8 protein-coding genes are annotated in these 12904 nt (G+C 73.7%); 6 read left to right on the top strand and 2 right to left on the bottom strand.

Annotation, left to right across the window (positions count from 1 at the left end):
- Positions 1-367 precede the first annotated feature (367 nt).
- On the top strand, positions 368-1000 hold the full coding sequence (gene yczE / locus ACFQBR_RS16610) for a membrane protein YczE (RefSeq protein ID WP_378553816.1): 633 nt from the start codon (positions 368-370) through the stop codon (positions 998-1000).
- Positions 1001-1424: 424 nt separating this feature from the next.
- On the top strand, positions 1425-3230 hold the full coding sequence (locus ACFQBR_RS16605) for a glycoside hydrolase family 15 protein (RefSeq protein WP_267945405.1): 1806 nt from the start codon (positions 1425-1427) through the stop codon (positions 3228-3230).
- Between the two features lie 94 nt (positions 3231-3324).
- Here ACFQBR_RS16605 and ACFQBR_RS16600 read toward each other — a convergent pair whose 3' ends face one another.
- A complete protein-coding gene (locus ACFQBR_RS16600; RefSeq protein ID WP_378553760.1) occupies positions 3325-5637 on the bottom strand; it encodes a protein kinase domain-containing protein in 2313 nt (770 codons plus the stop codon).
- A gap of 170 nt (positions 5638-5807) precedes the next feature.
- Between ACFQBR_RS16600 and ACFQBR_RS16595 the strand changes: the two genes are divergently transcribed.
- The 4 genes from ACFQBR_RS16595 to ACFQBR_RS16580 all read left to right on the top strand — a co-directional run bounded on the left by ACFQBR_RS16595 (position 5808) and on the right by ACFQBR_RS16580 (position 12016).
- Positions 5808-7499, top strand: a complete 1692-nt coding sequence (locus ACFQBR_RS16595; RefSeq protein ID WP_344185137.1) for a serine/threonine-protein kinase — start codon at positions 5808-5810, stop codon at positions 7497-7499.
- Between the two features lie 31 nt (positions 7500-7530).
- The gene (locus ACFQBR_RS16590; RefSeq protein ID WP_267945408.1) at positions 7531-7890 is read left to right on the top strand and encodes a DUF2283 domain-containing protein; all 360 of its coding nucleotides are present in this window, start codon (positions 7531-7533) and stop codon (positions 7888-7890) included.
- Positions 7891-7990: 100 nt separating this feature from the next.
- Positions 7991-8662 carry a uracil-DNA glycosylase gene (locus ACFQBR_RS16585; RefSeq protein ID WP_267945409.1) on the top strand — a complete coding sequence of 224 codons (672 nt, stop codon included), beginning with the start codon at positions 7991-7993 and terminating at the stop codon, positions 8660-8662.
- Positions 8663-8767: 105 nt separating this feature from the next.
- Positions 8768-12016: an NACHT domain-containing protein gene (locus tag ACFQBR_RS16580; protein ID WP_344185136.1), complete on the top strand. Its 3249-nt coding sequence runs from the start codon at positions 8768-8770 to the stop codon at positions 12014-12016.
- Here ACFQBR_RS16580 and ACFQBR_RS16575 read toward each other — a convergent pair.
- The gene (locus ACFQBR_RS16575) at positions 12013-12822 is read right to left on the bottom strand and encodes an SIR2 family NAD-dependent protein deacylase (protein WP_344185135.1); all 810 of its coding nucleotides are present in this window, start codon (positions 12820-12822) and stop codon (positions 12013-12015) included. The genes ACFQBR_RS16580 and ACFQBR_RS16575 overlap by 4 nt on opposite strands.
- Positions 12823-12904: the final 82 nt, after the last annotated feature.

The following is a 12904-nucleotide window of genomic DNA, read 5'->3' as shown; positions in this document are numbered from 1 at the left end:
GTTCCCCCGTCTTCCCCCGCGTCGCGAAACGGGCCAGTTGACTGGATTGGCACTTCATTTCCAGCGCCACCTCCGTCACGATACCGAGGTGGATCCCCTTATGGCTCCCGGTCCGGACGAGCCGGTGGGGGTTCGAGCCACGGGTGCCCGGCGGCCTGCCGCCGTGCCCCGCTCCTGCGCCGCCCCACCCCGCGGCGCTTCATCCGATGATCCCAGGAATGCGTTCCCCAGGGCGGTCCCGGCGCCGCCGGGGCCCGCGCGGTCCGCACCGCGCCGGGAACGCCTCCCCGACCGAAGGGCAGGAACCCCAGTGACCGCAGAACAGCACCCCGTCCGCTCGACGGCGGCCGGACTGCTCGGCCGGGTGATGATCACCCCGGTCCTGCCGCGTCCCCGGCTGCGCCGCCTGGTCCGGCTGTACGCGGGACTGACCCTCTACGGCCTGAGCGGTGCGCTGCTGGTCCACTCCGAGCTCGGCTCCATGCCCTGGGACGTGCTGCACCAGGGCCTGGCCCGCCAGACGGGCCTGTCCATCGGCACGTGGAGCGTGCTGGTGGGCGCCCTGCTGATGCTGTTGTGGATCCCCCTGCGGCAGAAGCCCGGCCTGGGCACGCTGAGCAACGTGGTCGTGGTCGGCATGACGGTGGACCTGTTCCTGTGGCTGCTGCCCGGAACCGACTCCCTGATGGCGCGGGTCGGGCTGCTGGTGCTCGGGGTGCTGGTGTGCGCGATCGCGACGGGGTGCTACATCGGGGCCGGGCTCGGTCCGGGCCCGCGGGACGGGCTCATGACCGGACTGGCCGCGCGGGGGTGGTCGGTGCGGCTGGCGCGCACCGTGATCGAGGTGTCGGTCGTGGTGACCGGGGTGCTCCTGGGGGGCACGGTGGGGGTGGGAACCGTGGTCTTCGCGGTGGCGATCGGTCCCCTCGCGCAACTGTTCCTGCCACTGCTCCGCATGCCGGACGAGACACCCGAAACCCCGGTCCCACAGGGGTCTTAGCCATTTCGTCACCGGTCGTTGATCACCGCGTCATAACTTCTGCTCACCAAATTCCCCCAATACCCCACATACTTCGCTGCACCTCCAGATGCACGTGCACTTGCGGGTAGCGCGGGCCCGGCGGAGGGAGGAAGATGGGACCGCGGTGAACGGAAGGACCGTCTTCGGCACGGTTCCTCGGCGACCGGCCTTTTCGGCTGCCCTTACCTGGGCACATACCCGGGTACGAGGGCAGAGGACGGGCCGGCCGGAGGACGCGCGTGACCCGAACGGCGCCCTGTCCCACCAGCGGGTTCCCACCCGTTGGCGGGCGGGGGGAGGGACCCCGGAGGGGCGCGCACGCGGTCGTGCGCGAAACCGTCCGCGATGGTGCGGCAGACCCCCGCGAGTCATCGGCGCCGACCGCAGCAACCAGGACGACGTGATGGGGGTGAGCCGCGTGCCCGGCTGGATTGAAGACTACGCAATGATCGGCGACATGCAGACCGCCGCGCTGGTCGGGCGTGACGGTTCGATCGACTGGGCGTGTCTGCCCGACTTCGACTCCTCGGCCTGTTTCGCCGCCCTCCTGGGCGACGACCAGAACGGGAGCTGGACCCTGAGGCCCGCCGACGGCGAACCCCGGGCCACCCGCCGGCGCTACCGGGGCGACACCCTCATCCTGGAGTCCGAGTGGGACACCGCCACCGGTTCGGTGCGGGTCATCGACTTCATGCCTCCCCGCGGCGGCGCCCCCCACATCGTCCGCATCGTCGAGGGGCTGCGCGGGTCGGTGCGCATGGAGACCTCCATGCGCATCCGCTTCGACTACGGCCACGTCGTGCCGTGGGTGCACCGCACCGGCGCCGAACTCGTCGCGATCGCGGGCCCCGAGGCCGTCTGGCTGAGCACGCCCGTCGAGCTCCAGGGCCACAACTTCACCCACGACGCCACCTTCGACGTCACCGCGGGCCAGCGCGTGCCGTTCGTGATGACCTGGCACCCCTCCCAGGTGGAGGAGTCAGACCACCTGGACGCCGAGAAGGCGCTCTCCCGGACCGAGCGGTTCTGGGAGAAGTGGGTCAACCAGTGCACGTACGAGGGCCCCTACCGGGAGGCGGTCATCCGCTCCCTCATCGTGCTCAAGGCCCTCACCTACCGGCCCACCGGCGGCATCGTCGCCGCCCCCACCACGTCCCTGCCCGAGGAGATCGGCGGGGTCCGCAACTGGGACTACCGCTACTGCTGGCTGCGCGACGCCACCATCACCCTGGAGGCGATGATCCGCTCCGGGTACAAGGACGAGGCCCTGGCCTGGCGCGAGTGGCTGGTGCGGGCGGTCGCGGGCGAGCCCCAGCTCATGCAGATCATGTACGGCATCCGGGGCGAGCGCCGCCTCACCGAGTGGGAGGCCGACTGGCTGCCCGGCTACGAGGCCTCGCGCCCGGTCCGCGTGGGCAACGCCGCCGTCGGCCAGTACCAGCTGGACGTGTACGGCGAGGTCATGGACGTGCTGCACCTGGCCCGCCGCCACAACATCCGCGGCGGCGACTACCTCTGGGGGTTGCAGCGCTCCCTGGTCAACTACCTGGAGTGGTGCTGGGACGAGCCCGACGAGGGGCTGTGGGAGGTGCGCGGACCCCGCCAGCACTTCGTGCACTCCAAGGTGATGGCGTGGGTGGCGGCCGACCGGGCGGTGCGCAGCATCGAGGAGTTCGGCAAGGAGGGCCCCATCGAGCGGTGGAGGGCCCTGCGCGACACCATCCACGCCGAGGTGTGCGAGTACGGCTACGACCCCCAGCGCAACACCTTCACCCAGTACTACGGGAGCAAGGAGCTCGACGCCGCCCTGCTCCTCATCCCCGAGGTCGGGTTCCTCCCCTACGACGACCCGCGCGTCGTCGGCACCATCGAGGCAGTCCGCCAGGACCTCATGGTCGACGGGTTCGTGCTCCGCTACCGCACCGACCTGGACAGCTCCGCCGACCAGCTGCCGGGCGACGAGGGCGCGTTCCTGGCGTGCAGCTTCTGGATGGCCAACGCCCTGCTGGCGATCGGCCGCCAGGACGAGGCCCGCGAGCTGTTCGAGCGGCTGCTGTCCCTGCGCAACGACGTGGGCCTGCTCGCCGAGGAGTGGGACCCGCGGGCCGGACGCCAGGTCGGGAACTTCCCGCAGGCGTTCAGCCACGTGCCCCTGGTGACCACCGCCCTCAACCTGTCCGCCCGGCAGGGCGGCTGGCGCGCGGAGTAGGACCCCTCACGGGTCCTCTCCCCCGCCGGCCCGACGACCACGCCCCCGCGACCGTGCCGGTCGCGGGGGCGTGGTCGGCCGGATCCGGTCCGGGTCAGTCCCGGGCGAGGACGGGGTCGGCCCACACCGGGTGGACGCTGTAGTCGTCGCTCTCCACCTCGAGGCGCAGGCGCAGGGCGTTGCGCACGTCCACCTCGATCTCCAGGGGCTCGCCCAGGCCCAGGGTCTCGGTGAGCTCCGGCTCCCCGTCCACGTGGACGATGAACGTGGTGGCGGCGTCCGCCCGCGAATCGTCCTGCACCCCGATGACGGCGGTGAAGGTGGTCCAGTTGCGGCCGAGGTCGTAGTCGACCCAGCCGGTGCACTCGGTGTACTCGGACTCCGCGCAGGCGCCGGGCGCCAGCGCCCGCGTGTACACCTGGCCGTCGACCTGCGCACGGCCCGTCTCCGGCTCCCAGCTCCCCTCCTGGTCGACGGAGACCACCTGCGTGAGCAGGGTGGTGTCCCCGCCGTTCGGGGCGCCGGACGCCACTTCCCCGCTCGGGTCGGTGTCACCCGGAACCGGCCCGGTCTCCTCCTCGGCGGGTTCGGAGGCGGTGCCCGCCCCGTCGCTCCCGGACGGCTCCGGGTCCCCCGCTCCCGCTCCGTCCGGCTCCTCTGCGGCCGCGGTCGCGGAGGCTATCCGGACCATGACGTAGTAGGTGCCGGCGGAGCCCGCGAGCATGGCCAGGACGATGACGACCGCCAGCCCGATCAGCTTGGGCTTGCGCGACTTCCGCCGGGCGGGCGCCGCGGCGTCCGCGGGCGCGTGGGCCGCGGGGGCGAAGGCTCCGGTGGCCTCGGGGCGCGGGGGGACGCTCCAGCCGGGCCGGGAGCCGGCCGGCGCCTGGTGGGGCGGGTGGGCCGGGCCCGAGTGGGCGCCGGCCCCCGGCTGTGCGCCGCCGGCGGGCGGACGCCGGTTCGGCATGCCCTGTGCCGGTGCGCCGGGGTGCGGCCCGCGGAGCGGCTGCCCCGGTTGCGGCCCGGACTGCCCCGGCCTCCGGGGCGCCGGGCCCTGCCCCGTTCCCCGGGGACCGCCGACGGGCGGTTGCGCCGCCTGGGACCGCTGGGGCCCCGGGGCGGCCTGGGGCGCGCCGCGCAGCCCGCCGACGGGGCGCGGGGGCATGTCGTCGGCGTCCGGCACCGACGGGCCGGACGGGGCCGGGGCGGACGCCTGCGCGGCGGGCGCCTCCGGGGGCGCGGACGTCCCCTCGGTGCCGGGCCGCTCCTGCTGCGGGGACGGGCCTCCGACCGGGGCGCTCACCGGGGGCGGGCCGGAGAACCGGGCGCCCTGCGGCGGCGCGGCCCCCTCTGCGGCGGAGTCCTCGGCCCGCGGGACCGACGCACGGTGGTCGTCCGGCGCGCCGGGCGCGTCCCCGGCGGAGGACTCCGGCGCGGACGGCTCCGCGGCCCCGTGGGGGGTCTCGGTCACGGCCGCTGCCAGGACGGCGTCGCCCGGGTCGGACGCCGGCCCGGTCCACGGCGCCGACGTGGCCAGCGACCGCAGGGCCCGGATCCAGTCCGCGGCCTCGGGGCGGTCGCCCGGTTCGGCCGAGAACATGGCCATGACGAGCTCGCGCTGCCGCTCCCCCGCGTTCGCGACCAGGGGCAGCGCGCCGAAGCGCTCGCGCAGCTGCTCGGGGGCGGGCGGCGGGTCCTCCCCGGTGAGGGTGAAGTAGGCGATGGCGCCGAACGCGTACCGGTCCGTGGCCGCCGAGTACTCGCCGGTGAAGATCTCCGGGGCCGCGTACCCGGGGGTGAACCAGGGGCGGGCGGTCATGTGGCGGGCGGCGATCCGGCTCAGCCCGAAGTCGACCAGCGTCGCCTGGCCCTCGTCGCTGATCATGACGTTGCCGGGCGACAGGTCCCCGTGCACCACCACCCGCTTGGAGGGGGTGGCGCGGCCGGAGTGCAGCACGTCCAGCACCAGGGCGACCTGCTCCAGGTAGCGCAGTGCCTCCCTCTGGCCGCGCGGCCCCTCCACCGCGTGCTCGGCCCGCCAGTCGCGCAGGTCCACGCCCTGGACGTAGTTCATGACCAGGTAGAGGGCGCGGTCGGTGTACTCGCCCGATCCTTCGGCCGGGTGTTCCGGGGCGCCCTCGAAGTGCTCGCGGACGCCGACCACCCCGAGCCGGTTGATGAAGCGCAGCAGCTCCGCCTGCTCGCCCCACCTGGCGCTGAGCTCGGCGAACTGCTCCTCGTTCGCGGTCACGTCGGAGTTGAGGACCTTGACCACGACGGGCTCGGTCTGTCCCGCCAGGGTCACCTCGGCGAGGTAGAGGGTGGCCTCGCCGCCGCGGCCCACCGATCGCACCAGGCGGTACTTGTCCGGTTGGGTGTCCGGACCGACGTAGAGATGAAGACTCACTCTCTGACACTCATTCCACACGGGGGGTAGGCGCTTCTGGGGCGCAGGGGATCCCGCCCTCGGGCGGGAGACCACAGTAACGCGGTCGGATGTACTCTTACGCCCTGTACGACCGGAAGGCCGTAAGTGGCCGCCGGCCGTCTCGCGCGCGAACACGGACGGGGGCCGCGGTGACCGGAGAACGGGTCCTCGGCGGTCGCTACCGCCTGCTCTCCCTCCTGGGCCGGGGCGGGATGGGCGAGGTCTGGCGGGCCGTCGACGAACTCCTGGACAGGCATGTGGCCGTCAAGCTGATCCGGCCCGGCCGGGCGGGGTCCGAGGAGGTCTCCGCGCGGTTCCGCCGCGAGGCGCGGATCACCGCCCGCCTGGCGGGCCACCCCAACGTGGTGATCCTGCACGACTTCGGCCGGGACGACTCCCCCGGCGCCCCGGGCTCGGTGTACGCGGTCATGGAGCTGGTGTCCGGGCGCTCCCTGACGGCGGTCCTGCGGGAGAGCGGCCCGATGCCGGTGCCGCGCGCCGCCGACCTGGTGTCGCAGGCCGCGTCGGGCCTGGGGGCGGCCCACGCGGCGGGGGTCGTGCACCGGGACGTGAAGCCGGGCAACCTGATGGTGGTCGGGGAGGGCTCCGGGGGCGGCACCGTGAAGGTGCTGGACTTCGGGATCGCCGCCATCACGGCGGCCACCCAGAGCCGCCGCATCACCCAGACGGGCCAGGTCATCGGCACACCCCTGTACATGCCGCCCGAGCAGGTCCGCGGCGAGCAGGTCGAGCGGTCCGGCGACCTCTACGCCCTGGGCACGATCCTGTACCAGCTGCTGACGGGGCGTCCCCCGTTCCACTCCGACAACCCGCTGGCCGTGCTGCGCATGCACCTGGTCGACACCCCCGTGGCCGCAGCCGAACTGCGCCCGGAGGTTCCGGCGCCGCTGTCGGAACTGGTGGCGTCGATGCTGGCCAAGCGCCCGGAGGACCGGCCCGCGAGCGCCGAGGACGTGCGGGACCGGTTGGCGCCCTTCCTCCCCTCCCGCACCGAGCGGCCGTCCCGGCCGCGGTCCCTGCCGGGGCCGGTCGGCCCGGTCCCGGTCCCGGGCACCCGGCCGTACACGCGGGCGGGGACCACCCGCCCGGAGACGGTCGGCCCGGAGGAGCCCGCGCGCCTCCTGGCGCTGGTGGAGGAGGCCCGCGCTCCCGCCGACACGGGGCAGTTCGCGGCGGCCGCGCGGGAGCTGCGCGGACTGCTGCCCCGGCTGCGGGCGACGTTCGGCCCCGACCACCAGGACACCCTGCGGGCACGCCGCCAGGAGGCGTACCTGACCGGCAAGAGCGGGGAGCACCGGCGGGCGGTGGTCCTCCTGGACGCCCTGCTGTCCGACCTGCTGCGGGTCCACGGGGCCCGGCACCCGGAGACGCTGGCCGTCCGGTACTACCTGGCCACGAACGCGGGGCGGGCGGGCGACCACGCGCTGGCGGCGAGGGTGCACGAGGAGCTGGTGCCCGACCTGGTGGCCGTGCACGGGCCCGGCTCGGAGAGGGTGCTGACCACGCGCCTGTACCTGGCGTTCGAGGTCGGCGAGGCGGGCCGGCCGGAGCGGGCCGTGGAGCTACTGGAGGAGCTGGTTCCGGACCTGACCCGGCGGCTGGGCGAGGACGACGCCGCGACGCTGCGGGCCCTCCACTACCACGCCGCCTACCTCGGCCACGCCGGACGCCCGGCGGAGGCCGCCCGGCGGTACCACACGCTGCTCGCCCGGTACACGCGGGTGCACGGCGCCCGGAGCGAGGCGACGGCGCGCATCCGAGCCCACCTGCGCCAGTGGCAGGACCGCTCCCGCCGCCCGGGCGGCACGCCGCCCCTGTGACGAGGACGGCGGTGGAAGTATCGTGGATCCCATGGCAGCTCCTCGCAAGGTGACCGTCGACCAGGACGCGGACGCCGGCTACCTCACGCTCTCCGACGCTCCCGTGCGGAGGACGGCCGACCACGGATCGTTCCTCGTCGACCGCTCCGCCGACGGCAGTCCGGTCGGAATCGAGGTGCTGACGCTGGACCGGCCGCTCGACGTGAACGGGGTGCTGGAGGTACTGGAGGAGTCCGGTACCGGGGTGGATCCGCGGACCCGCGAACTGCTGCGGCTCTTCGCCGCGCAGATCGCCGGCCTCGACGCCCGCGCCTCCCGGTCGGCATACGAGCGGCCCGCCGGTACGACCGGGCCCACCCGCACGTGGTGCAGGACGACCGAGGCGGGATGAGGGCCGAACTCAGCGCACGGGGGTGAGATCTGTGGATCGCGAGGAAGCCGATCGTCCGGACGGGGCGTCGATGTCGCTGTCTGCCGCTAGGGTTCTGGCCATGGCCAAGGACCTCAACGAAATCATGGAAGCCGGGTGGGCGAAGGCCCTGGAGCCGGTCGCGCCGCAGATCGCCGCGATGGGCGACTTCCTCCGCAGGGAGGTCGCCGAGGGACGCACCTACCTGCCCGCCGGGGACAACGTCCTGCGCGCCTTCCAGCAGCCCTTCGAGGACGTGCGCGTGCTCATCGTGGGCCAGGACCCCTACCCCACCCCCGGCAATGCCGTGGGGCTGAGCTTCTCCGTCGCCCCCGACGTGCGCCTTCCCGCGAGCCTGCGCAACATCTACAAGGAGATGCAGGACGACGTCGGCACGACCATGCCCTCCAACGGCGACCTCACCCCGTGGACCGAGCAGGGCGTGCTGCTGCTCAACCGGGTGCTGACGGTGGCCCCCGGCAGCGCCGGGTCGCACCGCGGCAAGGGCTGGGAGGCCGTGACCGAGCAGGCCATTCGGGCACTGGCCGAGCGCGACAAGCCGCTGGTGGCGATCCTGTGGGGGCGCGACGCCCGCAACCTGCGCCCGATGATGCCGGGCGTGCCGTGCGTCGAGTCCGCGCACCCCAGCCCGCTGTCGGCGCGCAACGGCTTCTTCGGCTCCCGGCCGTTCAGCAAGACCAACGCGATGCTGGAGGAGCAGGGCGCCAAGCCGGTCGACTGGCAGCTGCCCTAGCGCCACCGGCTCCACCCCTTCCCCTGTCGACCTGCGGACTCGGCGCCTCCCCCGGTGCCGGGTCCGACCGCGTTCCACCCCCGAAAGCGGAAAGGCCCCCTGGCCATGGCGAAAAGGCTCTCCTACGCGGACGCGCTGAAGATCCTCGGCAAGAACGACTCGGACCTCCTGGACTTCGCGGAGAAGCTGGCCGACGGCGGGCTCGGCCTGGTGGGGGTGCCAGACCTCTTCGGGGCCCGGTCCTACCTGGTCGGCAAGGGACGGCAGGCCGTCGAGGGGATCCGGGACAAGATCGCCGGCGAGAGCCGGATGTCGCGGACCGAGAGGATCGCCGCAGCCCAGCGGATCCTCCTGACCGTCTCCTTCCTGGAAGCGGTCGAGGAGTCCTGGGAGGCGGCCTCGGTGCCGTTCCCCCTGGAGGACCTGCAACCGGCCTCGGAGGGACAGCTCGCGGTGGTGCTCCACGGCGATCCGGCCGACCCGGCGCTGCCGGGAGCCCTGACCTCCGCGCACCTACGGGAGACGGGCGGGTCCGATCAGGGGAACGTGCTCTACCTGGGCGCGGCCGAGGCCTTCGTCCGGGGGATCCCGGGGGCGGCCGCTGCCGCGGAGCACGGGGTCGCGTCCGTGGACCACCCCTCCCTCCAGCTGCTGGCGCTGGATCTGCCCCGGCGCGCGCACGACCGCTACCGGGAGAACTACCGCAGGCTCGCCTCGGAGATCCCCGAGTTCGGCATGTGGGCGCAGCTCGAGGCGCACGAGCACACGCGCCGGAGCCTGGACACCGGCCTCGGGGAGCTGCACCGGCAGCTCTCGGCGATCGCGTCACGGCGCGGGGTGGACGTCCGGCGCCGGGAGCTGGCCGCCTCCTACCGGGCGGTCCTGCGGCAGCCCGTCCTGAGGACGAACGAGACCGCGCCGGGTCTGGTCCTGCCTCCCCTGGAAGAGGCCTACATCCCGCCGCGCGGCCGGATAGCGCGGATCCACGGCGGCGCCTCGCCCTCGACCGAGGAGTGGTGGCAGCGGCAGACCCTGTTCGACGACCTCCAGGGGTTCCTCGCCGCCCACCTCGTGCACACGGACAGCACCGGGTTCCCCACCGTCGTCCTCGGCCACCCCGGGGCGGGCAAGTCCAAGTTCACGGAGATGCTCTCCGCCAGGCTCCCCGAGTCCGACTTCCTGCCGATCCGGGTGGAGCTGCGGTCGGTCCTGCCCAACTCCCCCATCCACGTCCAGATCGAGGAGGGTCTGGCCGCCACCCTCCACACCAGGGTGTCCTGGCGCGAACTCGCGGAGTCCGCGGACGGCGCGCTCCCCGTCATCATCCTGGACGGCTTCGACGAACTCCTCCAGGCGACCGGGGTGGACCGCTCCGACTACCTGGAGCGGGTGCAGGAGTTCCAGCTCCAGCAGGAGGCCCTGGGCCGGCCGGTGGTGGTCGTCGTGACCAGCCGCACGGTGGTGGCCGACCGGGCGCGCTTCCCGGAGGGCACCACCGTGATCAGGCTGGAGCCCTTCGACGAGCCGCGGATCGGGCAGATGCTGGAGGTGTGGAACGGGGCGAACGCGCGGGCCTTCGCCTCCTCCGGCCTGGCCCCCCTCACGCCCGGGGTGCTGGCGCCGTACTCGGAGCTGGCCGAGCAGCCCCTCCTCCTGCTGATGCTGCTCGTGTACGACGGCGAGGGCAACGCCCTGCGCCGGGCGGGCGACGCACTCGGGCAGGGCGAGCTGTACGAGCGGCTGCTGACCATGTTCGCCCGGCGCGAGGTGGAGAAGCACCGCTCGGGGCTGGGCACGCGCGACTTCGCCGCGGCGGTCGAGGACGAGCTGCGCCGCCTGGAGGTCGCCGCCCTGGCGATGTTCACCCGGCGCAAGCAGAGCGTCACCGCGGACGAGCTGGAGCAGGACCTCGCGGTCCTCATGCCCGACGCGGCGGTGCGCCCCGAGGACCCGGGCCCGCACGGGCGGATCGACGCCGCGCACCAGGTGCTGGGGCGCTTCTTCTTCGTCCACGAGTCCCGGGCCCGGGTGGGCGACGGATCCGCGAGCGTGTTCGAGTTCCTGCACGCCACCTTCGGCGAGTACCTGGTGGCCAGGGCCGTGGACGCGGCCCTGGCCGACCTGGACGACGCCCGGGCGCGTTCGTCGCGCCGCCGGGGCAGGAGCGTCCGCACGGACGACGGCGAGCTGTTCGCCCTGTCGTCGTTCGCGAGTTATGCCGGACGCGACAAGGTGGTGGACTTCCTCTCGGAGATGCTGGAGCGGCGGTTCGCGGAGGAGCCGGAGGCCCGCGAGGACTACGCCGGGCTGCTCGTGGAGCTGTTCCAGGAGGCGCCCTTCCCGGCCTCCAACCGGTCCTACACCGAGTACGAGCCGGCCCGGCTCCGGCTGTCCCACCGCGAGGCGAACTACACCGCCAACCTCATGATCCTGCTGGTCCTGGTCAGGCAGGAGCCGGTGAACGCCCTGGAGCTGTTCCCCGGGGCCGAGGAGCCCGACCAGTTCCTCCGGGGCACGACGTCGATGTGGCGCCTCCTGCCCGGCTCGGAGTGGTACAGCATCATGTCCGCGATCCGCGTCCGCCACCTGGACGGCTGGTCGGAGGACGGCGTGGTCACCGTGCTGGAGCGGGAGGACGGCTCGCCCGTCGACGTCGGGGAGTGCATGGGGTTCGAGCTGAGCAGGCGAAGGCACCCCGGCCCGGTGGTCATGGACCCCTACGGCGTCACCGTGCCCTACGACTCGGTCACCTCCCGCCTGATCCGGTCGATGGCGATGCGCGTCAACGGCACGGCGGCGCGTTTCGCGCTCGGGCTCGTGCCGTACCTGCGCCACGTCTCCGACGACCTGGGCACCTGGTACCAGGACCCGAAGGACGACCGGGTCTGGGCCGAGCTGCACGAGGTCCAGCGGCTGCGGATGGAGCCCCCTCAGCTCCACCCCCACCAGCGCCTGGACAGCTACCGGAGGCTGCTCTCCCAGACGAGTCTGGGCCGCCTCGAACTCATCACGCTGACCCAGGCCGCCGCCGACCTGGCCGCGGCCTCGACCGCGCCCTTCCCCACCGTGCTGCCCGAGCAGTTGGCGAAGCTGCTGCGCCGCTACTTCGCGCACCTGCGGGAGGTCGTCCCCGGCCCCCTGCTCGGCGCGGACCTCGTCATGCCGGTCCTGGCCTCCCTGCCCGGGGACATCGTCACCGCCCAGGTGAGGGAACACGTCCTGGGGCTCCTGCGCGCGGCCGGCCCTGGGGCGGAGCCGCCCCCGTCCGATCCCCCGCCGGTCGACGCGGCCTTCCCCCTCCGGCGGGTGGAGTCCGCCGCGAACCAGTACGGCAGCGGCGGTGGCGGCGGCTAGTTCCGCGGCGCCGTCCCGCGGACGCGGCGCACCAGGGCCGGGACGACCTCCCCGATGGGGTCGTGCAGGACCGCCCCCGCGAAGTCGTCGTAGGGGGTGGGCTCCGCGTTGACCACGACCAGGGCGGCGCGCGCCATCATGGCCACGTCGCACAGCCCGGCCACGGGGTGGACGGTCAGCGAGGTCCCCACGGCCATGAACACGTCGCACTCCTGGGCGGCGCGGGTGGCCTCGCCGATGACGTCGGGGTCGAGCCGCTGGCCGAAGGAGATGGTGTCCGCCTTCTGGATGCCGCCGCATGCGAGGCAGTGGGGGTCGGACTCCTCGTCCAGCCGCTCCAGCACCACGGGGGTGGGGGTGCGCAGCCCGCACGCCATGCACATGATGCGCAGCATGGTGCCGTGCACCTCGATGACGGCGTCGTCGGGCACCCCGCCGCGCTGGTGGAGGCCGTCGATGTTCTGGGTGATGAGCGCCCGCAGCCGGCCCATGGCCCGCAGGTCGGCGAACGCCCGGTGCGCGGCGTTGGGCTCGGCCTCCCACACCGGGTGGACGCGGCGCTGCGACCACACCTCGCGGCGCACGTCCACGTCGCCCATGTAGGAGTCGATGTCCGACATGGCCTCCGCGCTCGGGTTCGTCGTCCACAATCCCTTCGGCCCCCGGAAGTCGGGGATCCCGGAGTCGGTGGAGACGCCGGCGCCGGTGAGCACGGTGATGCTCCCGGCGGAGGAGAGGAGGTCGGCGGCGCGCTCGAACTCCTCGGGGTCGGCGAACGGCGCGGAACGGGTGCTCATCGAGGCCATACCCCATTGTTGCAGCGACACCGGACCGGGGCTTCCCGAGGCTCTCCCCGACCCGCCGCGCCCCTCCGGAGGGCCGCGGCGC

The sequence above is a fragment of the Nocardiopsis tropica genome (genome assembly GCF_042660575.1).
GTDB lineage: Bacteria > Actinomycetota > Actinomycetes > Streptosporangiales > Streptosporangiaceae > Nocardiopsis > Nocardiopsis tropica.
The sequence above is the reverse complement of the archived record's forward strand: the minus strand, read 5'-3'. Positions and strand labels throughout refer to the sequence as shown.

Bases quoted from the DNA above. Each gene is read 5' to 3' on its own strand.
- ACFQBR_RS16585 (WP_267945409.1), top strand. From the start codon at position 7,991: ATGGCCAAGGACCTCAACGAAATCATGGAAGCCGGGTGGGCGAAGGCC.
- ACFQBR_RS16575 (WP_344185135.1), bottom strand. From the start codon at position 12,822: ATGGCCTCGATGAGCACCCGTTCCGCGCCGTTCGCCGACCCCGAGGAG.
- ACFQBR_RS16605 (WP_267945405.1), top strand. From the start codon at position 1,425: ATGGGGGTGAGCCGCGTGCCCGGCTGGATTGAAGACTACGCAATGATC.
- yczE (WP_378553816.1), top strand. From the start codon at position 368: ATGATCACCCCGGTCCTGCCGCGTCCCCGGCTGCGCCGCCTGGTCCGG.
- ACFQBR_RS16590 (WP_267945408.1), top strand. From the start codon at position 7,531: ATGGCAGCTCCTCGCAAGGTGACCGTCGACCAGGACGCGGACGCCGGC.
- ACFQBR_RS16580 (WP_344185136.1), top strand. From the start codon at position 8,768: ATGGCGAAAAGGCTCTCCTACGCGGACGCGCTGAAGATCCTCGGCAAG.